The organism is Lysobacter humi (ex Lee et al. 2017) (assembly GCF_054781815.1).
Genome location: NZ_BAAGTR010000009.1, coordinates 743,041 through 766,218 on the forward strand (window position 1 = coordinate 743,041; position 23,178 = coordinate 766,218).

General features: G+C 70.3%; 19 protein-coding genes. 6 read left to right on the top strand and 13 right to left on the bottom strand.

Annotated elements, in window-relative coordinates:
• The first annotated feature begins 128 nt into the window (after nucleotides 1-128).
• Entirely contained in the window at nucleotides 129-2,501 is a 2,373-nt protein-coding gene (gene ppsA, locus ACYVJJ_RS10395) for a phosphoenolpyruvate synthase (RefSeq protein ID WP_460833293.1), read from the top strand.
• A 71-nt stretch (nucleotides 2,502-2,572) separates the two neighbouring features.
• On the opposite strand, the gene ACYVJJ_RS10400 is transcribed toward ppsA, so the two are convergent.
• The 10 genes from ACYVJJ_RS10400 to ACYVJJ_RS10445 form a co-directional block, all read right to left on the bottom strand.
• Nucleotides 2,573-3,544, bottom strand: coding sequence for a tetratricopeptide repeat protein (locus ACYVJJ_RS10400; RefSeq protein WP_460833295.1), 972 nt, complete (start codon nucleotides 3,542-3,544; stop codon nucleotides 2,573-2,575).
• A gap of 1 nt (nucleotide 3,545) precedes the next feature.
• Complete coding sequence (locus ACYVJJ_RS10405) at nucleotides 3,546-3,995, bottom strand: cytochrome c-type biogenesis protein (RefSeq protein WP_460833375.1); 450 nt, start codon at nucleotides 3,993-3,995, stop codon at nucleotides 3,546-3,548.
• Nucleotides 3,992-4,537, bottom strand: coding sequence for a DsbE family thiol:disulfide interchange protein (locus tag ACYVJJ_RS10410; protein ID WP_460833297.1), 546 nt, complete (start codon nucleotides 4,535-4,537; stop codon nucleotides 3,992-3,994). Before ACYVJJ_RS10410 ends, ACYVJJ_RS10405 begins: the two co-directional genes overlap by 4 nt.
• The gene (locus ACYVJJ_RS10415) at nucleotides 4,534-6,459 is read right to left on the bottom strand and encodes a heme lyase CcmF/NrfE family subunit (protein WP_460833299.1); all 1,926 of its coding nucleotides are present in this window, start codon (nucleotides 6,457-6,459) and stop codon (nucleotides 4,534-4,536) included. The genes ACYVJJ_RS10410 and ACYVJJ_RS10415 overlap by 4 nt, the downstream gene beginning before the upstream one ends.
• 8 nt (nucleotides 6,460-6,467) lie before the next feature.
• Nucleotides 6,468-6,956 (bottom strand): cytochrome c maturation protein CcmE, encoded by a 489-nt coding sequence (gene ccmE / locus ACYVJJ_RS10420; protein WP_460833301.1) that lies wholly within the window; start codon nucleotides 6,954-6,956, stop codon nucleotides 6,468-6,470.
• Nucleotides 6,953-7,123, bottom strand: coding sequence for a heme exporter protein CcmD (gene ccmD / locus ACYVJJ_RS10425; protein ID WP_460833302.1), 171 nt, complete (start codon nucleotides 7,121-7,123; stop codon nucleotides 6,953-6,955). Before ccmD ends, ccmE begins: the two co-directional genes overlap by 4 nt.
• Complete coding sequence (ccmC, locus tag ACYVJJ_RS10430; protein WP_460833304.1) at nucleotides 7,120-7,869, bottom strand: heme ABC transporter permease CcmC; 750 nt, start codon at nucleotides 7,867-7,869, stop codon at nucleotides 7,120-7,122. The genes ccmD and ccmC overlap by 4 nt, the downstream gene beginning before the upstream one ends.
• A gap of 74 nt (nucleotides 7,870-7,943) precedes the next feature.
• Complete coding sequence (ccmB, locus tag ACYVJJ_RS10435) at nucleotides 7,944-8,630, bottom strand: heme exporter protein CcmB (protein WP_460833306.1); 687 nt, start codon at nucleotides 8,628-8,630, stop codon at nucleotides 7,944-7,946.
• A complete protein-coding gene (gene ccmA / locus ACYVJJ_RS10440; RefSeq protein ID WP_460833308.1) occupies nucleotides 8,627-9,271 on the bottom strand; it encodes a heme ABC exporter ATP-binding protein CcmA in 645 nt (214 codons plus the stop codon). Before ccmA ends, ccmB begins: the two co-directional genes overlap by 4 nt.
• A 34-nt stretch (nucleotides 9,272-9,305) precedes the next feature.
• Complete coding sequence (locus tag ACYVJJ_RS10445; protein ID WP_460833310.1) at nucleotides 9,306-9,797, bottom strand: DUF3293 domain-containing protein; 492 nt, start codon at nucleotides 9,795-9,797, stop codon at nucleotides 9,306-9,308.
• Nucleotides 9,798-9,852: 55 nt separating this feature from the next.
• Between ACYVJJ_RS10445 and ACYVJJ_RS10450 the strand changes: the two genes are divergently transcribed.
• Together ACYVJJ_RS10450 and ACYVJJ_RS10455 are read left to right on the top strand one after the other, a co-directional pair.
• The gene (locus tag ACYVJJ_RS10450; RefSeq protein WP_460833312.1) at nucleotides 9,853-11,001 is read left to right on the top strand and encodes a pyridoxal phosphate-dependent aminotransferase; all 1,149 of its coding nucleotides are present in this window, start codon (nucleotides 9,853-9,855) and stop codon (nucleotides 10,999-11,001) included.
• Nucleotides 11,002-11,008: 7 nt separating this feature from the next.
• Entirely contained in the window at nucleotides 11,009-11,836 is an 828-nt protein-coding gene (locus ACYVJJ_RS10455; protein ID WP_460833314.1) for an amidohydrolase, read from the top strand.
• A 58-nt stretch (nucleotides 11,837-11,894) separates the two neighbouring features.
• Here the strand turns inward: ACYVJJ_RS10455 and ACYVJJ_RS10460 are convergent, their stop codons facing one another.
• Entirely contained in the window at nucleotides 11,895-13,298 is a 1,404-nt protein-coding gene (locus ACYVJJ_RS10460; protein WP_460833316.1) for a GntP family permease, read from the bottom strand.
• Between the two features lie 170 nt (nucleotides 13,299-13,468).
• Here ACYVJJ_RS10460 and ACYVJJ_RS10465 point away from each other — a divergent pair, with 170 nt between their 5' ends.
• Together ACYVJJ_RS10465 and ACYVJJ_RS10470 are read left to right on the top strand one after the other, a co-directional pair.
• On the top strand, nucleotides 13,469-15,700 hold the full coding sequence (locus ACYVJJ_RS10465) for a TonB-dependent receptor (RefSeq protein ID WP_460833317.1): 2,232 nt from the start codon (nucleotides 13,469-13,471) through the stop codon (nucleotides 15,698-15,700).
• Nucleotides 15,701-15,846: 146 nt separating this feature from the next.
• Nucleotides 15,847-19,182: a hybrid sensor histidine kinase/response regulator gene (locus tag ACYVJJ_RS10470; RefSeq protein WP_460833319.1), complete on the top strand. Its 3,336-nt coding sequence runs from the start codon at nucleotides 15,847-15,849 to the stop codon at nucleotides 19,180-19,182.
• A gap of 156 nt (nucleotides 19,183-19,338) precedes the next feature.
• Here ACYVJJ_RS10470 and ACYVJJ_RS10475 read toward each other — a convergent pair whose 3' ends face one another.
• Both ACYVJJ_RS10475 and ACYVJJ_RS10480 read right to left on the bottom strand, forming a co-directional pair.
• Nucleotides 19,339-20,004: a response regulator gene (locus ACYVJJ_RS10475; protein WP_460833321.1), complete on the bottom strand. Its 666-nt coding sequence runs from the start codon at nucleotides 20,002-20,004 to the stop codon at nucleotides 19,339-19,341.
• A 3-nt stretch (nucleotides 20,005-20,007) separates the two neighbouring features.
• Complete coding sequence (locus tag ACYVJJ_RS10480; protein ID WP_460833323.1) at nucleotides 20,008-20,772, bottom strand: 3-hydroxybutyrate dehydrogenase; 765 nt, start codon at nucleotides 20,770-20,772, stop codon at nucleotides 20,008-20,010.
• A 97-nt stretch (nucleotides 20,773-20,869) separates the two neighbouring features.
• Between ACYVJJ_RS10480 and ACYVJJ_RS10485 the strand changes: the two genes are divergently transcribed.
• Nucleotides 20,870-22,642 carry a 3-hydroxybutyrate oligomer hydrolase family protein gene (locus tag ACYVJJ_RS10485; protein WP_460833325.1) on the top strand — a complete coding sequence of 591 codons (1,773 nt, stop codon included), beginning with the start codon at nucleotides 20,870-20,872 and terminating at the stop codon, nucleotides 22,640-22,642.
• Nucleotides 22,643-23,178: the final 536 nt, after the last annotated feature.

Consider the following 23,178-nt stretch of genomic DNA (forward strand, 5'->3'; position numbering starts at 1 on the left):
GAAAGCTCGCGGAAAGGCAGGCTGCACAGGAAAAACCCCGTCGAATCAAGCTTGTATGCGCGGGGCGCTGCGGCGATCATATCCGCTATTCGCCGGCGCCCGCGCCCTGGAATCCTTCGGAGAACGTCTTGAACGAGAACATCCTCTGGTTGCACGCGCTGCGCCTGTCCGACCTGGCGCGCGTGGGCGGCAAGAATTCGTCGCTGGGCGAGATGATCGGCAACCTCGCCGGGCTCGGTGTCTCGGTCCCGGGTGGGTTCGCGACGACGGCGGAGGCCTTCAAGGCCTTCATCGCGCACAACGACCTGCACCAGCGCATCTTCGACCGCCTCGCGACGCTCGACGTCGAGGACGTGCAGGCGCTCACCGCGGCCGGCGGCGAGATCCGCGGCTGGGTGATCGATGCACCGCTGCAGCCCGACCTCGATCGCGAGATCCGCGAGGCCTACCGCCAGCTCTGCGGCGAGAACGGCGGCGGCGACGTCGCGGTCGCGGTGCGCTCCTCGGCGACGGCCGAGGACCTGCCCGACGCCAGCTTCGCGGGCCAGCAGGAGACGTTCCTCAACGTCACCGGCGAGGAGGACGTGGTCCGCAAGGTCAAGGAAGTCTTCGCGAGCCTCTACAACGATCGCGCGATCGCCTATCGCGTGCATCACGGCTTCAAGCACGAGGACGTGTTCCTGTCCGCAGGCGTGCAGCTGATGGTGCGTTCCGACGTCGGCTCGTCCGGCGTGCTCTTCACCCTCGACACCGAATCCGGCTTCCGCGACGTGGTCTTCGTGACGGCCAGCTACGGCCTGGGCGAGATGGTGGTGCAGGGCGCGGTCAACCCCGACGAGTTCTACGTCTACAAGCCCACGCTCCGCGACGGCAGGAAGGCGATCCTGCGCCGCACGCTCGGCGCGAAGCAGCTGCGCATGGTCTATTCCGACGTGCCCGGCGAGCGCGTGCGCACGGAGGACACGCCGGCCGAGCTGCGCAACCGTTTCTGCATCTCCGACGAGGACGTGCAGGAGCTGAGCAAGCAGGCGCTCGTGATCGAGCAGCATTACGGCCGCCCGATGGACATCGAATGGGCGAAGGACGGCGTGTCCGGCAAGCTCTTCATCGTGCAGGCGCGGCCGGAGACGGTGAAGTCCCGCGCCAAGGCGACGCAGATCGAGCGCTACCAGCTCACGCAGCGCGGCCGGATCGTCTGCGAAGGGCGTGCGATCGGCCAGAAGATCGGCACGGGCGTGGCCCGCGTGGTGCGCTCGCTCGACGACATGCACAAGGTGCAGCCGGGCGACGTGCTCGTCGCCGACATGACGGACCCCGACTGGGAGCCCGTGATGAAGCGCTCGGCCGCGATCGTGACCAATCGTGGCGGGCGCACCTGCCATGCCGCGATCATCGCGCGTGAGCTCGGCGTGCCGGCGGTCGTCGGCACCGGGAATGCGCTCGACACGATCCATGACGGCCAGCAGGTCACCATCAGCTGCGCCGAGGGCGATACCGGCTTCATCTACGAGGGGGAGCTTCCGTTCGATCGCCATGTGGCCGATCTAGACCGCATGCCGCCCGCGCCGCTCAAGGTGATGATGAACGTCGCGAACCCGGAACGCGCCTTCGACTTCGCCATGCTGCCGAACGCCGGCATCGGCCTGGCGCGCCTGGAAATGATCATCGCGAGCCACATCGGCGTGCACCCGAAGGCGTTGCTCGAGTACGACCGCCAGGACGCCGACATCAAGAAGAAGATCGACGCGCGGATGGCCGGCTACTCGAGCCCGGTCGACTTCTACGTGGAGCGCCTGGCCGAGGGCATCGCGACGATTACCGCATCGGTCGCGCCGAACCCCGTGATCGTGCGCCTGTCGGACTTCAAGTCGAACGAGTACGCGAATCTCGTCGGCGGCGCGCGCTACGAGCCGCACGAGGAGAACCCGATGATCGGCTTCCGCGGCGCGAGCCGCTACGTCGATCCATCGTTCGCCGACGCCTTCGCGCTGGAGTGCCGCGCGGTGCTGAAGGTCCGGAACGAGATGGGCCTGAAGAACTGCTGGGTGATGATTCCGTTCGTACGCACGCTCGGCGAAGGCCGCAAGGTCGTCGAGGTGCTTCGCGCGAACGGTCTCGTACAGGGCGAGGACGGGCTGAAGATCATCATGATGTGCGAGGTGCCGTCGAATGCGCTGCTGGCCGACGAGTTCCTGGAGATCTTCGACGGCTTCTCGATCGGCTCGAACGATCTCACGCAGCTCACGCTCGGCCTCGACCGCGATTCGGCGATCGTCGCGAGCCTGTTCGACGAGCGCGATCCGGCGGTCAAGAAGATGCTGTCGATGGCGATCAGCGCCGCGCGCGCGAAGGGCAAGTACATCGGCATCTGCGGGCAGGGCCCGAGCGACCACCCAGACCTTGCGCAGTGGCTGATGGAGCAGGGAATCGAGTCGGTATCGCTCAACCCCGACACGGTGGTCGATACCTGGCTGCGCCTTGCAAGAGCCAAGTCGGCCTGATCGATCCGGTCAGGCAGGAAGCCCCGCGATGCGGGGCTTTTTCATTCAGACCGCAGGTGTCCGGTCCGGGCTCATCGGATCTCGACCGTGACCTGGCCGCGCGACGCGCTGGCGGCCGGCGGTGACTGCGGGTCGCCGTCCCGCGCATTCGCCGTGCCGTCACGGGACACGCGCGCGACCACCTCCACCTTGCGGATCTGCGAGAGGCGCCGCGTCGGCATCGGGCTGTCGTCGTCGCCGAGCACCACGGTGGCGGGCAATGCCGAGACCGCGAGGCGCTCCACGGCGACCGGCATTCGCTGGCCCGGCTCGCGCGCCACCACGAATACCACGGCATCCGGCGAGAGCCTCGCGCGCACCGAGGGCGCGATGGCGACGCGGACTTCGAGCCCGGCGGGCGCGTCGGGCACCGCCAGCGGGGGCAGGCCGGCCTCGCGGCGCGCGGCATCGACCTGTGGCCGCAGTGCTGCGGCCGTCGAGGGTTGCACACGCGCGAGCAGGGGCTCCCACGTCCTTGCCGCGTCCGCAGGCCTGCCGGCCTGCCGGTAGGCAACGCCGAGGAACCAGCGGGAGCGCTCGTGCATCGGATCGATGCGCAGCGCCTCGTCGAGCAGCGCGGTCGCGGTTGCATCGAACCGTCGCTCCGCGCTCGCGAGCGCGCGCGCCTCCGCGGCCTGCGCGAGCAGGTCGGGGGTGCGACGCCCGTGGCGCAAAGCCTGGTCGTATGCGCGTGCGGCGTCGGCTGAACGGCCCTGCGCGCGATAGCCGTCGGCGAGCAGCTGCCAGCCTTCCGGCTGGCGCGGGTCGCGCGCCAGTTCCGCCTCGAGCCGCGACACCGCGCCCGCCAACGTCTTCGGCGCCTCACGCACGGACGGATCGAGTGCCGCGGGCGTGCCGATCGTGAGATAGAGGCCGGCGGTGGCGAGCAGCGCGGAGATGACGAGCACTGGCCCGAGTGCCCGTCCACGCCGCAGGAGCGGTGCGAGGCCCAGCACGAGAACCGCCAGAGCAAGCGTAAGGGCAAGCGCGACGAAGACAGTCATGTCACCAGTTCTCCGGCGGCGCGTCTTCGTCGGCGGCAGGGGAGGGAACGCCCGCGGACGAACGGGCTGCGAGACGCCAGACCAGCCAGCCGCCCGCTGCAAGCAGTAGGAGAGGCCCGAACCACAGCGCCCAGGTCGCCGGCCCGACCTGCGGGCGGTAGAGCACGAATTCGCCGTAGCGTGCGACGAGGTAGTCGCGGATCTCCTGGTCGCTGCGGCCGTCGCGCATCAGCTCGAGGATCTCGTGGCGCAGGTCGACGGCGATGAGCGCGTCGGAATCGGCGATCGACTGGTTCTGGCACATCACGCAGCGCAACTCGTGCGTGAGCGACTGGAACCGTCGCTCCTCGACCCTGTCGCGGAATTCGATCGGGCGCCGGTCGACGACCTGCGCCGACGCGCTCAGGCTCGTCGCGAGCAGGCACAAGGCGAGCAGCAGTGCGCGCATCAGCGCTCGCGCTCCACGTCCACGATGCGCGGGAGCAACTCGTCGCGAACGATCGCATCGGTGAGCGGACCCACGTGCTTCCAGCGCACGCGCCCGGCGCCGTCGACCAGGAACGTCTCCGGCGCGCCGTAGATGCCCCAGTCGAGCGCGGTATCGCCGGATTCGTCGGCGATCACCACCCAGTAGGGATTTCCGAACTGCTCGAGCCAGCGGAGCGCGTCCTGGCGCGTGTCCTTGAGGTCGTAGCCCACCAGGCGGATGCGTCGCGTCTCGGCGAAGCGGGTGAGCACCGGGTGCTCGTCGCGGCAGGCGGGGCACCAGCTGCCCCAGACGTTTAGCACGTAGGGCTGGCCGCGCAGGTCGCTGTCACGCAGTACGCGGCCGGGCTCGTGCAGCACGGGAAGCGCGAACGCAGGCGCCGGCTTGCCGATCAGCGGCGACGGGATCGCATCGCGATCGCGGCGGCCGCTCATCCACACGCCGGCGGTGAGCAACAGCGCGAGCAACCCGAAAACGCCGAGGGGGAGCCAGCGGCTACGACTCATGCGGCCACCCCACCTGCCGGTACCGGCGTCCTGAACCGGCGATCGAAAGCCGACACCAGACCACCCAGCGCCATCAGCAGGCCGCCGGCCCAGATCCAGCGCACGAACGGCTTGACGTGCACGCGCACGGCCCATGCACCGCCGCCCAGCGGCTCGCCGAGGGCGACGTAGACGTCGCGCGTCAGCCCGGGGCGGATCGCGGCTTCGGTCATCACCTGCCCGCCGCTCGCGTAGGCGCGCTTCTCGGGATGCAGCACGTCGACCACGCGGTCGCCACGAAGGATCGTCACCGTGCCGCGGTCCATCGTGAAGTTGGGCCCGCGGCCGGCGACGACGCCGTCGAAACGAAAGGCATGGCCCGCGACGTCGACCGACTGCCCCGTGTGCAGCGCGACCTCTCTCTGCGACGCGAGCCCTTCGACCAGGAGCGCACCGCAGAGGAAGATCGCGATGCCGGCATGCGCCAGGACCATGCCGAGCATCTCGGCGCTCAAGCGACCGCCGTTGCGAACGCGCCGGACGACGAAGCGCAGCGTGCCTCCGGCGACCCACACCGCCGCCAGAACGCCGATGGGTGCCTTCCAGCCGCCGGGTGGCCCGAACGCGTACGCCGCGGCGGCCGCGACCAGCGCGAGGACGGCCCACGGCATCAGCAGGCGCACCGGCAGGCGCGGCTCCTCGGCCTGCCAGCGCGTGAGCGGCCCGAACGGCAGCAGCGCGATCATCGGCGCCATGAGCAGCACGAACAGGGTCGCGAAGTACGGAGGCCCCACCGAGATCTTGCCGAGGTCGAGCGCGTCGGCGAGCAGCGGGTACAGCGTGCCGAGCAGCACCATCGCGCAGGCGGTGGCGAGCAGCACGTTGTTCGCGAGCAAGAGGGCGTCGCGCGAGAAGAGCGCGAAAGGCCGGGGCTGCGACTGTGGCGCGCGGAGCGCGTAGAGCAGGAGCGACCCGCCGACGACGATCGCGAGGAAGATCAGCACGAACGTGCCGCGCGATGGGTCCGCGGCGAAGGCGTGCACACTCGTCAGTACGCCCGAACGCACCAGGAACGTGCCGAGCAGCGAGAGCGAGAACGCCGCGATGGCCAGCAGCAGGGTCCAGCCGGCGAACCCGCCCCGCTTCTCCGTGACCGCCTGCGAATGGATCAGCGCCGCACCCGCGAGCCACGGCATGAACGAGGCGTTCTCCACGGGGTCCCAGAACCACCACCCGCCCCAGCCGAGCTCGTAGTAGGCCCACCACGAGCCCAGCACGATGCCGATGGTGAGGAAGGCCCAGGCGATGTTCGTCCACGGGCGCGTCCAGCGCAGCCAGCGGGTGTCGATGCGGCCGTCGAGCAACGCGGCGATCGCGAAGGCGAACGGCACGGCGAAGCCGACATAGCCCGCGTAGAGCATCGGCGGATGGATGATCAGCCCCGGGTCCTGCAGCAGCGGATTGAGGTCACGGCCCTCGGCCGCGGCGGGAAGCACGCGGGCGAACGGGTTGCTCGTGAAGATCAGGAAGGCGAGGAAACCGATCGCCACCACGCCCATCACGCCGATGACGCGCGCGACCACCTGAGGCGGCAGCGCCCGCGAAAAACGGGCGACCGCGCCGGTCCACAGCGCGAGCACCAGCGCCCACAGCAGGAGGGAGCCCTCGTGCGAGCCCCAGACCGCGGAGAAGCGGTAGGGCATGGGCAGCAGGGAATTGCTGTTGGCCTGCACGTAGCGGACGGAGAAGTCCTGCGTGACGAAGGCATGCGTGAGCACGACGAACGCGAGCCCGACGGCGAGCAGCTGCGCATAGGCGAGCGGCCGTGCCGCCGCCATCCAGCCACCGATGCCACGCTGCGCGCCGACCAGCGGGAGTGCCGTCTGCAGCACCGCCAGCACGAGCGCGAGCGCGAGGCAGACCTGGCCGATCTCCGGAAGCATGGCGATGCCTACCGCGCGGCGCCGGCCGGCGCAGAAGGTCCGGCAGGGACGTCATGCTTGCGGTGCGCCTTGCCCATCTTGTCGGCGACTTCCTTCGGCATGTAGGTCTCGTCGTGCTTGGCGAGTACTTCCTCGGCGACGAAGACATCGCCGCGCATCCGGCCGGTCGCGACCACCGCCTGGTTCTCGCGGAACAGGTCGGGAAGGATGCCGGTGTAGACGACAGGCAGGCGCGCGTCGCCGTCGATGACGTCGAAATGCGCCTCCATCGAGCCGGTCTCGCGTCGGAACGATTTCGCCGCGACCATGCCACCAAGGCGGAACCGCGCCTCGCCCGTGCGCACGCGCGGGCCGGCGTCGCCCCCCAGGACTTCGGCAGGCGTGTAGAGGTAGGCCACATTGCGCTGCAGCGCCGCGGCGACGAGTGTCGCGGCGAGCGCGGCACCGGCGACGAGCGCGAGGATCCAGAGCAGGCGGCGACGGCGGACGGGATTCATCGATCGGTACCGGAAACAGGGGCGGGGTTCGCGCCGACGGCGCGGCGGGCGCGCAGCCGGGCGGCGCGCAGCTCGCGGCGCACCTGCAGCCACGGCACGAGGAAGTCCCACGCGAGGAAGGCGAAGAACATGGCGTATGCGGCGGCGACATAGCCGGCGTAATTCATCCGCGTGCTCCGGCCGCATCGGCGACCCAGGCCTTGCCGGCCTCGCGTCGCAGGTTGTCGGCACGCGCTCGTGCGAGGAGCGCGCCGACGAACCACACCTTCGTCGCGACGACCATCCACACGAGCGGCGCGATCATGCTGCCGTCCATGGTCGATTCGCCGAACAGGCGGATGGTCGAGCCCTGGTGGAGCGAGTTCCACCAGACCACCGAGTACCGGATGATCGGCAGCAGCACCACGCCGACGATCGCCAGGAACGCGGCGGCGCGCGCGGCGAGGCGGCGGTCGTCGATCGAGGCGTAGATGCCCATCACGCCGAGATAGACGAAGAGCAGGACCAGCTCGGTGGTGAGGCGGGGATCCCAGTCCCACCACGTGCCCCACATCGGGCGGCCCCAGATCGAGCCGGTGACGAGCGTGAGCAGGGTGAAGCCCGCGCCGATCGGCGCGCAGGCCATCGCGAGGATCTCGCACAGCTTGATGCGCCACGCCAGCGCGATCGTGGCCTGCACGGCCATCACCGCATACACCGCCATGCTCATCCACGCAGCGGGCACGTGGATGTAGAGGATGCGGAAGCTGTCGCCCTGCTGGTAATCCGCGGGCACCTGGAACAGGGCACCGTACAGCCCCGGCAGCATCAGCAGCAGGCCGAGCGCATAGGCCTTCGGCGACCATTTCGCCGCGAAACGGTCGAACGTGGGCGGCGAGCCGAGTTGGTGGAACCAGCGGAGCAGCGGATTCATCGGTTCGGGCTTCGAGGGCGACGCGGAGGCCGCTCGGCAGGGCCGGGCCGACGGTTGGACCCGCCGGTACCGGACTAGTTCAGGGCGATCCGCAGGGCCGCCGCGGCGGCGAGCGGGGCGAGCAGCAGGCTCGCGACGAGTCCAGCGCCGAGCAGGAGGAGGGCTCCCGTGGCATCCAGCCCCTGCGCAGTGGCGACGACGCTCCCTGCGCCGAAGACCAGGACCGGCACGTACAGCGGCAGCGCCAGCAACGCGACAAGTATACCGGAGCGCTTCATGCCCACGGTCAGCCCGGCGACCACCGCGCCGATCATGCTCAGCGTCGGTGTACCCAAGGCGAGCGAGACCATCAGGACCGGCAGTTGCCCGCGCGGAAGGTAGAGCAGCTCGCCGAGCAAAGGTGTGGCGATCAGCAGCGGCAGCGCGGTGGTCGCCCAGTGCATCGCGGTGCGCACGAACACGAGCCACGGGAGGGGCACCGGCGAGAGCATCCACTGCTCGAGGGAGCCGTCCTCGGCATCCGAGCGGAACAGGCCGTCGAGTGCCAGCAGGCCGGCGAGCAGGCTCGCGAGCCACAGCACCGCGCTCGCCGCACGTGCGAGCAGCCGTTGCTCGGTGCCGAGCGCCAGGGCGAACAGCAACACGACGAGGACGGCGAACAGGGCCGGCTGGAGCGCGTCGCCGCGGCGGCGCCAGAGCAGGCGCAGGTCGCGGCGGACGAGCGCGGCCGCGGCGGCGGCAAGCCCGGGGGACGCTGTCATCGACGCCGCCCCAGCTCGATCAGGCGTGTGCGGACGGGCGGCGCGGCGTAGGCGCCGTGCGTCGTGAGCAGCGTCGCGCCGCCGTCGGCAAGATGCGCTTCGATCAGCCCGTTCACCAGCTCGATGCCGTCCAGGTCGAGGTTCGCGTAGGGCTCGTCCAGCAGCCAGAGCGGGACGGGCGACAGCCACAGTCGCGCCAGTGAAAGCCGCTTGCGCTGCCCCGCAGAGAGCTGCCGGCCGAGCTGGTCGTCATAGCCAGCGAGGCCGACGAGGTCGAGCGCGGCCTCGGGCGACCGCTCGGGACGGCGGCCGTGGAGTCCGGCGAGCATGTCGAGGTTCTCGAGGCAGGACAGGTCGCCCTTCAGCCCCGGGAGATGGCCGAGGTAGCCGACCGTGCCGGCGCGTTCGTGCGCGTCCGCGGGGCGGCCGTGGAGGCGTACGTCGCCCGAGTCGGCCGACAGCAGCCCCGCGAGCACCCGCAGCAGCGTCGTCTTGCCAGCGCCGTTGCGGCCCTGCACGAGCAATGCCTCGCCGGTGTCGACCGACACGTCGAGCGGCCCGAAGACGGGCTCGTCGTTGCGCGAGAAGCACAGGCCGGTGGCCTGCAGCAGCGGCGGGCGGGAAGTCTGGGAGGCGGCCATCGCGACGTCGGGGACGGCCGGCGGCCGTGCGGCGTCATTCTACCCAGTCGACTTCCGGGAGCTCCCGACGGTCGCCGTCGGGGCGTTCGACGAGCATGCGGAGGCGGACCGGCGCACCACGCAGCCAGACCAGGACGCCGGCTTGGCGGAACTCGCGCCCGAGGGCGTGGATCGCATCGGCGGCAAGACCCGCCACCAGCCAGCCGGCTTCGCGGTGACCGCCCTGGGCGTCCTGTGCCCAGGTGCGTCGCCTGACTGCACCCTGGGCGTCGATCCGGCGGGCGAGGGCCGCGTCCGCCCGCTCGTTCCGCGAGTCGTCGCTGCGCTCGGCATCCGGGTTCCAGGCGGTGAGGAACGCGTACTGGGTCGCCGGCAGGGCCGCCTCGATGTCCGGCACGCGCTCGCCGACACCGAACTCGATCGGGCCGTCGTCAAACTCGACCCGGTAGCGTGCACTCGCGAACGCATGCGCGAGGGTGTAGGCGTCGTCGCGGGGTGCGTGCCCGATCGTCCCGTCGTGGCTCATCGGTTTTCGCATCTCCATTCCGTAAACTCGGGGGCCCTCCGCACGGCAGCACGCGATGACGCCCGAGACCAAGCTCCCGAAGGTCGGCACCACGATCTTCACCGTGATGTCGCAGCTCGCCGTCGAGCACGGCGCGGTGAACCTGGGGCAGGGCTTTCCGGATTTCGACGTGCCCGCGCGCCTGGTCGACGCGCTCGCCCGCGCGATGCGCGAGGGCCGCAACCAGTACTCGCCCATGACCGGCGTGCCGCCACTGCGACAGGCGATCGCAGCCAAGACCGAGCGCTGCTACGGATACCGCCCGGATGCTGATGCCGAAGTGACGGTGACCTCGGGCGCGAGCGAGGCGATCTTCGACGCGATCCATGCCGTGGTGCGCCCGGGCGACGAGGTGATCGTGCTCGACCCCTGCTACGACTGCTACGAGCCCGCAATCGACCTCGCCGGCGCGCGCGCCGTGCACGTGCCGCTGCATCCGGAGACGTTCGCGCCCGACTGGTCGCTGATCCGTGCGGCCGTCTCCGGACGCACGCGCATGATCATGATCAACTCGCCGCACAACCCGTCCGGCGCGATGTGGACCGAGGCGGACATGCGCGAGCTCGAGGCGCTGCTCGCGGGGACCGACATCCTGCTTCTGTCGGACGAGGTCTACGAGCACATCGTCTTCGACGGCCGACGCCACGAATCTGCGCTGCGCTATCCGGCGCTGCGCGAGCGCGCCTTCGTGATCTCGAGCTTCGGCAAGACCTATCACTGCACCGGCTGGAAGGTGGGCTACTGCATCGCGCCGCCGGCCCTGTCGACCGAATTCCGCAAGGTCCACCAGTACAACACCTTCTGCACCTTCACCCCGGCCCAGTTCGCCTTTGCGGAGATGATCGAGGCCGAGCCGGAGCACTACGAGACGCTGGGCGCGTTCTACGAGGCCAAGCGCGACCGTTTCCGCGAGCAGCTGGTCGGCACGAAGCTGCGGCCGCTGCCGGTCCCGGGCGGGTACTTCCAGCTGGTGGACTATTCCGCCGTGAGCGACCTGCCCGACGCCGAGTTCTGCCGCTGGCTGACGATCCAGCACGGCGTGGTCGCGATTCCCCTTTCACCCTTCTACGGCACGCCACCCGCAGGCCAGCGCCTGGCGCGGCTGTGCTTCGCGAAGAACGAGGCCACGCTCGACGCCGCCATCGCACGCCTCCAAGCGCTCTGAGGATCCCATGTCGACCGAATACGCCGTCACCGAAATCCGCACGCCGCTGCGGGTGAGCATCGTCCAGGGCGAGACGCGCTGGCACGATCCCGAGGGCAATCGCGCCTACTATGGCGAGCTCGTGGGCTCGCTGCACGGGATCACGGATCTCGTCGTGCTGCCGGAGACATTCACTAGCGGCTTTTCGAACGACGCGATCGACCGCGCGGAGACCCTCGAAGGCCCGACCGTGGAATGGATGCGCGGCCATGCGCGCGATCTCGACGCGGCGATCATGGGCAGCGTGCAGTTGCGCACCGACGACGGCGTGGCCAACCGCCTGCTGTTCGTCACGCCCGACGGGGATGTGCAGTTCTACGACAAGCGCCATCTCTTCCGCTATGCAGGCGAGCACGAGCGCTATCGCGCCGGGCGCGACCGCGTCACGATCGACTGGCGCGGCTGGCGGATCTGCCCGCTGGTTTGCTACGACCTGCGCTTTCCTGTGTTCTCCCGCAATCGCTATGACGTCGAGCGCAGCGGCGACCTCGACTACGACCTGCTCGTCTACGTCGCGAACTGGCCTGCGGCGCGGGCCCATGCCTGGCGCACGTTGCTGCGCGCGCGGGCGATGGAGAACCTCTGCTACGTGGTCGGCGTCAATCGCGTCGGTACGGACGGCAATGGGCTGACCTACGATGGCGAAAGCGCGGTCATCGACTACCTGGGCAATGCCGTGAGCGAGTGCACGGACATGGAAGTCGTGTCGACGACGACGCTCTTCCTCGAGGAGTTGCGCGCGCACCGCGAGCGCTTTCCCGCGATGCTCGACGCGGATCGATTCGAACTGCGATGACCGCGGCCGGCGTCGGGGACGAGGGCGCCGCAGGGCGCCCTTTTCGCATGCGCGGGCGTCAGACCAGCCCGGTGGCGTAGTAGATCGCGATCACGACGAAGACCGCGAGCGTCTTGATGAGAGTGACGGCGAAGACGTCCTTGTAGGCCTGCCGATGCGTCAGCCCGGTGACCGCGAGCAGGGTGATCACCGCGCCGTTGTGCGGCAGGGTGTCCATTCCGCCCGAGGCCATCGCGGCCACGCGATGCAGCACGTCCATCGGGATCCCGGCGGCCGCGGCATTCGCGATGAACGACTCGGCCATCGCCGCGAGCGCGATGCTCATGCCGCCCGATGCGGAACCTGTGATTCCCGCCAGCGACGTCACGGTGACCGCCGTATTGACCAGCGGATCCGGCACGGCCGCGAGCGCGTTCGCCACCACGAGGAAGCCCGGCAGCGCCGCGATCACGGCGCCGAAGCCGTACTCGGACGCCGTGTTCATCGACGCGAGCAGTGCGCCGCCGATGGCAGCCTTGGTGCCCTCCGCGAAGCCCGCGACCACGGTCTTCCAGGCGAGCACGAGCACCGCGGCAATGCCCACGAGCAATGCACCCTCGACGGCCCAGATCGCCGCAAGCTTGGCCGTTTCCTGCACGACGGGTGCCGCGTCGCCGATCACCGCGGGGTCGAAGCTGTGCGCCTTGCCGTAGAGCGCCGGGATCGCCGTGGTGAAGAGCTTGTTCGAGACGCCCACGAGCACGAGGGGCAGCAACGCGATCAACGGATGCGCGAGCCGCGTGCCCGCGAAGGCGACCGGCTCGTTCACCAGCGCCGCGGCGTCGCCATAGCCTTCGCCGGCTGCGGCCGCCGTTCGACGGCGCCACTCGAGATACACGAGCCCAACGATCAGGATGAAGAGGCCACCGAGCGTGCCCAGCACGGGCGCCGCCCAGGCCGTCGTGCCGAAGAACGTGGTGGGGATGATGTTCTGGATCTGCGGCGTGCCGGGGAGCGCGTCCATGGTGAAGGTGAACGCGCCGAGCGCGATCGTGCCCGGGATCAGGCGCTTGGGGATGTCGCCCTGGCGGAACAGCTCGGCCGCGAACGGATACACCGCGAACACCACGACGAACAGCGAGACACCGCCGTAGGTGAGCAGGGCGCAGACGAGCACGATCGACAGGATCGCGCGCTGCGCGCCGACCACGCGGATCGCAGCGGCCACGATCGCCTTGGAGAACCCCGACACCTCGATCAGCTTGCCGAAGATCGCCCCGAGCAGGAACACGGGGAAATACAACTTGAGGAAGTTCACCATCTTGTCCATGAACAGGCCGGTGAACATCGGCGCGACCAGCGTGGGGTCGGTGAGCAGCACCGCGCCGAGTGCGGCGATCGGCGCGAACAGGATCACGCTGTAGCCGCGATAGGCCACGAACATCAGGAAGGCCAGAGCGGCCAGGACGATCAGGAACGCCATGCGGCTCTACCCCCGGTTGACCGCGCCAGTATCCGGACGGGGCAGGGGGCCGGCATTGTCCGAAGGTACATCTGCCGCCTGCGGTGGACGTCGCCTAATGTGCCCGGCATCACGGCAGAGTCCGCCGTCGCGTTCCGGTCCATCAGGGGAGTTTTCCGATGCGCAACACCATGAGCCGTACCCACCTCTGCCTCGCCATCGCCTGCGCGCTGATGTCGCCGGCCGCGTGGTCGCAGGAAGCCGGCGACGCCGCGGCAACCGGGGAGACCGCCGACGGCGAGCGCGCCCTCGACCGCGTGACGGTCACCGCGCGCAAGCGCGAGGAGACGCTGCAGGAAGTGCCGGTCGCCGTCACCGCCTTCACGGCCGAGGCGCTCGACCGCCTCGCCATCGACGACCTCGGCGACCTCGACACCCAGGTGCCGAACCTGACCGTGTACGCCGCGCGCGGCTCCAGCAGCACGATCACCGCCTACATCCGCGGCGTCGGCCAGTCGGATCCACTGTGGGGCGTGGACCCGGGCGTGGGCATGTACCTCGACGACGTCTATATCGCCCGCCCGCAGGGCGCGCTGCTGGACGTCTTCGACGTGGAGCGCGTCGAGGTCCTCCGTGGCCCGCAGGGCACGCTGTACGGCAAGAACACCATCGGCGGCGCGATCAAGTACATCTCGCGCGGGCTGCCGAAGACGTTCGACGGCTTCGGCTCGATCACCGTCGGCAACTACAACCAGCTCGACGTCAAGGCCGCGGTCGGCGGCCCGATCGGCTCCGACGCCTTCCGAGGCCGCCTGTCCGTCGCGAGCCTGAACCGCGACGGCTTCGGCGAGAACGTCGTCACCGGCCAGGAGGTCAGCGACAAGGAGATCCTCGCCGCCCGCCTGCAGCTCGGCGCCTACCTGTCGGACGACTTCAACATCCAGTTCGCGTTCGACTGGATGGACGACCAGTCGGGCGTGCGCGGCGCGAAGATGCTGGGCCCGAATCGCTTCGCGCCGCAGTATCCGCCCCTGAACGATCGCTACGACGTCCGCAACGGCATGCCGAACGTCAACGACACCTCGATGCGCGGCACGTCGCTCACCTTCAACTACGACGTCAGCGACGCGATCGGCCTCAAGTACGTCTTCGCCAAGCGCGAGTCGGACACCGAGACGAACATCGACTTCGACACCACGCCGTCCACCGTCGCGGACGTCAAGGCGTTCTACGCCGACGAGCAGACCAGCCACGAGCTGCAGTTCAACTACGACGGCGGCGGCCGACTGCGTGGCGTGGCCGGCCTCTACGCCTTCGACGGCGAAGCCGGCGGCCAGGTGCTGAACAACTTCTTCGGCCTGTCGTTCGGTGACACGCAGGGCACGGTCTACACCGACAGCATCGCGGCCTATGCGGACTGGACCTTCGACCTGACCAACACCCTCGCCGTGAGCGTGGGCGCGCGCTACACCGACGAGGACAAGCGCGCGGTGGTGCTCAATCGCTGCTACACGAACGCGACCTTCACCGTGCTGGCGACCCGTTGCGCGGCGAACAACCCGACGCCGATCGCCGCGCAGTTCGACAAGTCGATCAACTTCAAGAACACGTCGCCGAAGGTCTCGATCGACTGGCAGGCCACCGACGGCATCCTGCTGTATGCACTCGCCTCGCGCGGTTTCAAGTCGGGCGGGTACAACATCCGCGCTCAGGCCACGGCCGTGCCGCGCTCGGCCGAGCCGTTCGACGACGAGGTGGTCGACAGCTTCGAGGTCGGCAGCAAGATGGGTTTCGCCGACAACACGTTCTTCCTCAACCTCGCCTACTTCCACAACAAGTACGAAGACATCCAGCTGTCGGTCTTCACCGCGTACGACAGCAACGGCGACGGCACGAACGACGCGTTCTTCGGCGACTTCACGAACGCAGGCAAGGGCACGGTGAAGGGCTTCGAGGTCGAGTACCAGTGGCTGCCCAGCCGCAGCTGGCTGGTCTCGGGCAACCTCGCCTGGCTCGACGCGCAGTACGACGAATTCCTCTACGCGGGCGTCAACATCGCCAACGAGCAGGAGTTCACCAACGCGCCGGATTTCTCCGGTGCGGTGAACGTCGAGTACCGGATGGACGTGGGTCGCGGGAACCTCGCTGCGCGCGTGGGCTATGCCTACCAGAGCGACGTGGTGGCCACGACCGAGATCGTGCGCACCGGTGCGCTGCCGATCTCGCAGGACGGCTACGGGCTGGTGAATGCGGGCGTGACCTGGAAGGACGGCGGGCCGTGGACCGTGTCGCTCCAGGGCAGCAACCTCACCGACAAGGAATACCGCACCACGGGCTACAACCTGAACGCGGCGCTGGGCGTCTACACGGGCTTCTATGGCCCGCCGCGCCAGTACGCCCTGACGGTGCGATACGACTTCTGACCGACGCCGAAGGCGGTCGGAGCACGACGGCGGGCCTTAGAGGCCCGCCGTCGCTTTTTTGCAGACGAGGAGCGCTGGGTCGCCGAGAGACCGGCTAAGCTTCGGGGCAAAGCACCACCACGCCGTCCCGCCGCGCGCAGGCCTCGATGCTGAACCTCACCGTCGTCACCGCCGCCAGCCTGCTCTGGGTCGGGGTGATGTTCCTCGCCGCGCTCCATGCCGAACGCCGTCCCATGCTGGGCGCGCGCCACTGGCGGCACATCTATGCGCTCTCGCTCGCGGTGCACTGCACCTCATGGACGTTCTACGGCACGGTGACGCAGGCCGCGCGCTACGGGTGGCCGCTGCCGCCCACTTTCGTGGGCGCGATCCTCCTGTACGTGCTCGGCTTCGGCCTGATGCTGCGCCTGGTGCGCCTCGCGCGCGACAGCAATGCGACCTCCCTGGCCGATCTCATCGCGACACGACTAGGTAAGGACGCGTGGCTCGCCGCCATCGTCACGCTCGTAATCGCGCTCGGGCTGGTGCCCTACATCGCGCTGCAGCTCAAGGCCGTGGCGATGAGCGTCTCGATGCTCGCCGGCAAGGGCGGGCCAGGCGGCCCCGCCTGGCAGGACGGCGCTCTCTGGGTCGCCGTCGCAATGGCGCTCTTCGCGATCCTGTTCGGCGCGCGCCGGGCGAAGGCGACGGAGCACAACCGCGGGCTCGTGCTCGCCATGGCGCTCGAATCGGCGCTCAAGCTCGCCGCGATGCTCGCCGTCGGCCTCTTCGTGGCGTTCGGCATCGACGGCGCGTCGGCGCCCGTCGCGCGCACAACGGTTGCGCCCCCGGCAGCGGGTGGCGGGTTCGTCCCGCTCGTGGTGCTCGGCGCGTTCGCGATGTTCATCCTGCCGCACCAGTTCCATGTCGCGGTGGTGGAATGCCGCGACGAGAAGCACGTGCATACGGCGCGCTGGCAGTTTCCGCTCTACCTGCTGCTGATCGCGCTGCCGGTGCTGCCGATCGCACAGGCCGGTGCACGGCTCCTCGGCGACGATGTGCCTTCGGACCTCTACCTGCTCGCGCTTCCGCTCGCGCAGGGGCACGACGCGCTCGCGCTGTTCGCGTATCTCGGCGGGCTGAGCGCGGCGACCGGCATGGTCGTCGTCAGCACGCTGAGCCTCAGCCTCATGATCGGCAACCACTGGTTCGCGCCCGGCCTGCTGCGCGGGGCCTGGGCCCGCGGCGGCGGCTCGGACCTGAGCGGCAGTGTGCTGGCGCTGCGCCGCGTGGGCATCGTCGGGGTGATGCTGTTCGCCTGGTTCTACAGCCGCGTCATTGCAGGGAACGCGGCACTCGCCGACGTCGGCGCGGTCTCGTTCTCCGCGCTCGCCACCCTCGCGCCGGCGCTCGGCTTCGCAGTCTGGCGGCCGCAGACGCCGCCGCGCGCAGCCACGGCCGGCATCGCGATCGGCTTCGCGGCGTGGGCGTGGATCCTGCTGGTTCCGCTGCTCGTCGAAGCCACCGGCGCGCGCCCCGCGTGGCTGCTCGACGGCCCCCTCGGAATCGCGTGGCTCGCGCCGGAGGCCTTCTTCGGACTGACAGGCTGGACGCCGCTGGGCCGCGCGGTCGGGTCGAGCCTGTTCCTCGGCACGCTCGCGACCGTCCTGCTCGCGGCGTCGTGGCGCGCCGCGCCGCGGCGGTCGACGCGGGGCCTGGACGCCGCGACCCTTCGCGCGGCGAGCCTGCGCTTCCTGCCGCGCGAGCGCGTCGCGCAGCTGCTCGCCGGCGTCCCGGGTGCGGGCGCCGTTGCGCCCGAGGTGGAGGAGCGCGTCGAGCGCGACCTCGCCGCGGTGCTCGGCTCCGCCTCCGCCCGCGTGCTGCTCGACGCCGCCCGGCGCGAATCGCGCGACCTCGACACCGTCGCGACGATCGTCGGCGAGGCCTCGGCGGACCTGCGGTTCAACCAGCGCGTGCTCGAAGCCGCGCTGCAGAACATGAGCCAAGGCATCAGCGTGGTCGATGCCGAGCTCAGGCTCGTCGCCTGGAACCGCCGTTACGCGGAGATGTTCGATTTCCCGCCCGAACTCCTGCAGGTCGGCCGTCCGATTGCCGACCTGGCGCGCTGGGCGATGCATGTCACAGGCTTCGACGGCGACGTCGAACATGCGCTCGTACGACGGCTGGAGTTCATGCGTGCCGGCACGCCACATCTCGCCGAGCGCGTGCTCGGAGACGGCAGCATCGTCGAGATCCGCGGCAATCCGATGCCGGGGGGCGGCTTCGTCGCGACGTTCACGGACGTCACCGAATTCCGACGCGCGGAGAGTGCGCTGATCCTCGCCAACGAGACGCTGGAGCACCGCGTCGCCGAGCGCACCGCCGACCTGCACCGCGCCACGCGCGAGGCGGAGCGCGCGAATCATGCGAAGAGCCGCTTCCTGGCGGCGGTCGGGCACGACCTGATGCAGCCGCTGCATGCCGCGCAGCTCTTCACCGACGCGCTCGCCGACGAGCTCGACGACCCGCGGCAGCGCGCCACCGCAACGCAGATCCGCGGTGCGCTCGAGTCGACCGGCGACCTGCTGACCGGGCTGCTCGACATGTCGCGGCTGGAAGCGGGCGGTCTGGTGCCGGAGCCGCGTGCGTTCGCCCTCAAGGACGTGCTGGACCCCTTGGCCTCGGAGTTCCGCGCGATCGCGGCGGCACGCGGCCTGCGCTTCCGCTACCGGTCGACCGGCGGCTGGGTGCGGACCGATCCGCAGCTGCTGCGGCGCGTGCTACAGAATTTCCTCGCCAATGCCGTGCGCTATACGGCATCGGGCGACGTGCTGCTCGGCGTGCGTCGCGACAGCGGCGCACTGCGCATCGAGGTCCACGATACGGGCCCGGGGATCGAGCCCTCGCAGCAATCGACCATCTTCGAGGAGTTCCGGCGCGGGGAGGGTGCGCCGGGGCAGGGGCTCGGCCTCGGGCTGTCGATCGCCGACCGCATCGCCGGCCTGCTCGGAACGCCGATCGGGCTGCGCAGCACGCGCGGGCGTGGGACGACCTTCTCGGTGACCGTCGCGGCGACCCGCCCGGTGGCGCCCGGCCCGCGCAGCGCGACCGGTCTCGCCGGCGTGCGCATGCTCGCGCTCGACAATGACGCGACCGCGCTCGATGCCGTACGCGCGCTCCTCGAACGCTGGGGGTGCGAGGTCGTCGCCGTGCGCGATCGCGAGGACGCGCGGAGGGCCTGCACCGGCACGCCGGCATCGCTGTGGCTGTTCGACTACCACCTCGACGCAGGCGACACCGGGCTGGCGGTCGCGACGTCGCTCGCGGCCGAGTTCGGTGCGCGTCCTACTCTGATCGTCAGCGCCGACGCGACGGGCGAAATCCGCGGGCTCGTGCAGGAGCAGGGGCTGCAGCTGCTGTCCAAGCCGTTAAAGCCACTCGCGTTGAAGTCGACGCTCGATCGCCTGCTGGCGGCGGAGCGGATGGCGGTGGCGCAGGATTGAGGTCGCCGTAAGGCGGCAGGCGACTTGGGTGTCATGCGCGAATGAATCGCTGTAGGCCGTGCGGAAGACGCGCAGGACGCCACCGTGCGCAGGCAGCGCGCCAAGGCGACTCGTAGCAGCATTCGATACCCGCGACGCGGACAGCGCGTCACCTCCTCAGCCGTCGATCACCCGCGCCGGATCGCTCAGCTCGAGCTCGCGCAGCACGACGCTCGCCTGGGTACGATTGCGCACCCCGAGCCGCTCGAAGATCGCCGACAGGTGTGCCTTCACCGTGCGCTCCTGCACGTCGAGCCGATCCGCGATCTGCTTGTTCAGAAGGCCCTGCGCGACGAGCGTGAGCACGCGGAACTGCTGCGGCGACAGGCTGGCCAGCCGCGCCGCGAGGTCGGCATCGCTGTTCGAGCTCTGCGTCCGCGCGACCGCCGCGCGCAATGCGCCCGGGAGCCACTGCTCGCAGGCGAGCACGGCGCGGATCGCTTCGCGCAGCTCGTCGAGGCCCGAACTCTTGGGCAGGTAACCCGCGGCGCCGTGATCGAGCGCGCGACGTACCACGCGCGGATCGTCGTTCGCCGAGACCACCACGACGGCCACGTGCGGGTACTGCGCCCGCACCGCGGCGAGCCCGGCGAGCCCATGGTTGCCCGGCATGTGCAGGTCGAGCAGCACGAGGTCGATGTCGGGCTCGTGCTCGAGCGTGGCAAGCACGCCGTCGAGCGAGTCGGCCTCGTGCACCACCAGCCCCGCCACGGCATCCGCGGCGGCACCGCGCAGCGCCGCGCGGAACAGCGGATGGTCGTCGGCGATCAGCAGGGCGGGCATGGGCTACTGGACCGTCCAGCCTCCGTCCACGTCGATGGTGTGCCCGGTGATGTTGCGCGCCGGCGGCGATATCAGGAATGCGGTGATGCCGGCGAGCTCCTCGAAGGTGATGAACACGCCCTTCGGCATGGGCTTGAGCATCACCTGGCTGACGACCTCCGACTCCGGGATGCCGCGCGTCTTCGCCTGGTCGGCGATCTGCTTGTCGACGAGCGGGGTCTTCACGTACGTCGGGCAGATCGTGTTGATCGTGATGTCGGTGTCGGCGGTTTCGAGGGCGATCACCTTCGAGAACCCGAGCAGGCCGTGCTTGGCGGCCACGTAGGCGCTCTTGAACGGGCTCGCGACCAGCGAATGGATCGAGCCGATGTTCACGATCCGCCCGAAGCCGCGCTCACGCATGCCCGGTAGCAGCGCGCGCGTGAGCCGCGCCACGCCGATCAGCATGACCTGCACAAGAAGCTCCCATTTCCCGATCGGGAATTCCTCGAGCCGCGCCACGTGCTGCAGGCCCGCGTTGTTCACCAGGACATCGACGGGGCGCGAGACCGCCGCGAGCATCGCCTCGACGCTCGCGTCCGAGGTCACGTCGAGGACGTGCGCCTCGGCGCTACCGCCCTCGGCGCGGATCGCGTCGGCGACGGTCAGTGCGGCGTCGGGGGAGAGGTCGGTCACGACCAAGTGGTGGCCGGCGCGCGCGAGTTCCGCGGCGATGCCGGCGCCGATGCCGCTGCCGGCGCCGGTGACGAGGATGGTGCGTGGGGTCATGGAGGTCCTCCGTGGGGGCAGCCTACCAACGCGACCCGCAGGCCGCGTGGTACGAACGTACGATGGTGACGGCGGAGTGCGCTGCTATGGTCCCGCCATGCCGAATCCGATCCGCTACATTCTCGCGCTCGCGCTGCCGGTCGTGCTGGCCGGCTGCGCCACCTCCACCGGCAGCCGCACCATGCACGCCTTCGGCGACATCCGCGCCACCGAGCATCGCGACGGTGACGACCTGCTGACGGCGGGGCTCGGGCTCGAGGGCCTCCGTGGAGCCGCACCCGCCTTTGCCGACCCGGCCGCGCCGACGGCCGTCGAGCTGCGACGCCGCGCGATCTGGTCGAGCTGGCGCGGGATCGCGGACCTCTCGCCGGCGGGCGGATACGGCCGGCTCTACGGCAGCACCGCCGCCGTGCCGGGCCGCGAGTTCCACGCATTCGCGACCGTGCCCGGGGCGCGCCAGCCGCATCGCGTCGCCGCGCAGGTACCCGACGCCTACGACCGCGATCGCCGTTGCCTGGTCGTCGCCGCCTCGTCGGGCTCGCGCGGGGTCTATGGCGCGATTGCGGTCGCGGCGCCGTGGGCGCTGCCGCGCGGCTGCGCCATCGCGTACACCGATCGCGGCGCGGGCAGCGACTACTACGATCTCGACGCGCGCCTCGGCGTCTCGCTCGACGGCATCGTGCAGCGGGGTGACGTCGTGCCGCTCGCCTTCGCGCCGTCGGCGGGCGGGCAGGGCATCGCGTTCAAGCACGCGCACTCCGGCGACAATCCGGAGCGCGACTGGGGGCGTCATGTCCGCCAGGCGGCGGAATTCGGGCTTGCCGCACTAACCCGCGCATTCCCCGAGGAAGCGCCGTATACCTTCGACGACACGCGCGTGATCGCCGTCGGGATCTCCAACGGCGGCGGGGCGGTTCTGCAGGCCGCAGGCCTCGAGGGCGACTGGCTCGATGCTGTCGTCGCGGGCGAGCCCAACGTGCACGTCGCCGACGCGCCGCCGCTCTACGACATCGCGACGGAAGCCGCGCTGCTGATGCCCTGCGCACTGCGTCATCTCGGCGTCGCCCTGCCGCCGACGGCGATGCCGTCCTGCGACGACCTCACAGCCGCGGGTGTGCCCGGCGCCGTCTCCGCCGCCGACGCACCACGCGCTGCCTACGATGCGCTCCGTGCGAGGGGCTGGACCGACGAGACCCTGCGCGCGAACGCGACCTACGTCGCGTTCGACCTGTGGCAGTCGATCGCCGCAGCTTATGCCTCGGCCTACGGACGCTTCGGCCCCGGCGAGCATCCCTGCGGCTACCGCTACGCCGCGGTCGACGCGAGCGGCGCGGCACGGGCGGCGACGGCCACGGAACGTGCGGCGTGGTGGTCCGATGCGAGCGGAATCCCGCCGGGCGCGGGGGTATCGCTCCTTGCGCCGCCGGGGACGCGCATCGACGCGCTGCGTTGCCTGCGTGCCCTGTGGACGGGCGACGGCGATGCCGCATCGCGCGTGCGCGCGGGGATCACCGAGACGCGCGCGTCGATCCCGCGGGCGGGACTGCCGGTGATGATCGTGCACGGCCTCGACGACGGCCTGATCCCGCCGATGTTCACGAGCGCGCCCTATGTCGCGGCGGCGCGCGCGCGGGGTCGCGACGTGCGCCTGTGGGAGATCGAGCACGCCCAGCACTTCGACGCGTTTCTCGGGCTCCCGACCGTCGGCCCGCACTACGTGCCGATGCTGCCCTATGTCTATGCGGCGCTCGATCGGGTGGCCGCACATCTCGACGGCGGCGCGATGCCCGCCGACGCGAGGGTGCGCACCGTGCCGCGCGGGAGCAATTCGGCGCTCGACGCGAAGCACCTCATGGTGCCGCGACCGTAGCCGAGGGCCGCGCGCGGGTGGCGGCGTGATGGGCTGCGCGGTCCGGCGCCCGCGCGCCGAGTGAGGGTCTTGCGCGGGTAGAGCCCGCCGAGATGCGCCGCATTCGTGATGTACGCGACGGCCCGATGGACGATCCAGAACATGCCGCGCTTCGCTTGGTCGTCGTCGACGTGGCGCGAGGGCCTGCACGCGTCATCGTGTCGAGCTAGTTCAACTCTGGCCAGAGTCCACGCACAGGAATTCGAGACAGCAGCGGGATCGCTCTGTGCGGAACATCGGGGCGCAACGCGCCGCTGCCCGTCGCAACGACGACCGGGACCTGCAGACCATCCGCCGACGACAGAAGCGAAGAGGGCGCCCGAAGGCGCCCTCTCTGACATCAGGCTCCGCCGCGTGGGCCGCGCGGCCCACGAGCACCGCCGCCCGGACGACCCGCGCCACCGCCGGGTCGACCGCCGCCCGGGCGCCCCGGGCCACCTGCGCCGCCGGGACGTCCACCGCCGCCCGGACGGCCGCCGGGCCGCGGGCCACCGCCC

Bases quoted from the DNA above. Each gene is read 5' to 3' on its own strand.
- ccmA (WP_460833308.1), bottom strand. From the start codon at position 9,271: ATGGCCGCCTCCCAGACTTCCCGCCCGCCGCTGCTGCAGGCCACCGGC.
- ccmD (WP_460833302.1), bottom strand. From the start codon at position 7,123: ATGAATTACGCCGGCTATGTCGCCGCCGCATACGCCATGTTCTTCGCC.
- ACYVJJ_RS10475 (WP_460833321.1), bottom strand. From the start codon at position 20,004: ATGCCCGCCCTGCTGATCGCCGACGACCATCCGCTGTTCCGCGCGGCG.
- ACYVJJ_RS10415 (WP_460833299.1), bottom strand. From the start codon at position 6,459: ATGCTTCCGGAGATCGGCCAGGTCTGCCTCGCGCTCGCGCTCGTGCTG.
- ACYVJJ_RS10460 (WP_460833316.1), bottom strand. From the start codon at position 13,298: ATGGCGTTCCTGATCGTCCTGGCCGCTCTGGCCTTCCTGATGTTCGTG.
- ccmE (WP_460833301.1), bottom strand. From the start codon at position 6,956: ATGAATCCCGTCCGCCGTCGCCGCCTGCTCTGGATCCTCGCGCTCGTC.
- ACYVJJ_RS10445 (WP_460833310.1), bottom strand. From the start codon at position 9,797: ATGAGCCACGACGGGACGATCGGGCACGCACCCCGCGACGACGCCTAC.
- ACYVJJ_RS10455 (WP_460833314.1), top strand. From the start codon at position 11,009: ATGTCGACCGAATACGCCGTCACCGAAATCCGCACGCCGCTGCGGGTG.
- ACYVJJ_RS10450 (WP_460833312.1), top strand. From the start codon at position 9,853: ATGACGCCCGAGACCAAGCTCCCGAAGGTCGGCACCACGATCTTCACC.
- ccmC (WP_460833304.1), bottom strand. From the start codon at position 7,869: ATGAATCCGCTGCTCCGCTGGTTCCACCAACTCGGCTCGCCGCCCACG.
- ACYVJJ_RS10400 (WP_460833295.1), bottom strand. From the start codon at position 3,544: ATGACTGTCTTCGTCGCGCTTGCCCTTACGCTTGCTCTGGCGGTTCTC.
- ACYVJJ_RS10485 (WP_460833325.1), top strand. From the start codon at position 20,870: ATGCCGAATCCGATCCGCTACATTCTCGCGCTCGCGCTGCCGGTCGTG.
- ACYVJJ_RS10470 (WP_460833319.1), top strand. From the start codon at position 15,847: ATGCTGAACCTCACCGTCGTCACCGCCGCCAGCCTGCTCTGGGTCGGG.
- ACYVJJ_RS10465 (WP_460833317.1), top strand. From the start codon at position 13,469: ATGAGCCGTACCCACCTCTGCCTCGCCATCGCCTGCGCGCTGATGTCG.
- ACYVJJ_RS10480 (WP_460833323.1), bottom strand. From the start codon at position 20,772: ATGACCCCACGCACCATCCTCGTCACCGGCGCCGGCAGCGGCATCGGC.
- ACYVJJ_RS10410 (WP_460833297.1), bottom strand. From the start codon at position 4,537: ATGAGTCGTAGCCGCTGGCTCCCCCTCGGCGTTTTCGGGTTGCTCGCG.
- ccmB (WP_460833306.1), bottom strand. From the start codon at position 8,630: ATGACAGCGTCCCCCGGGCTTGCCGCCGCCGCGGCCGCGCTCGTCCGC.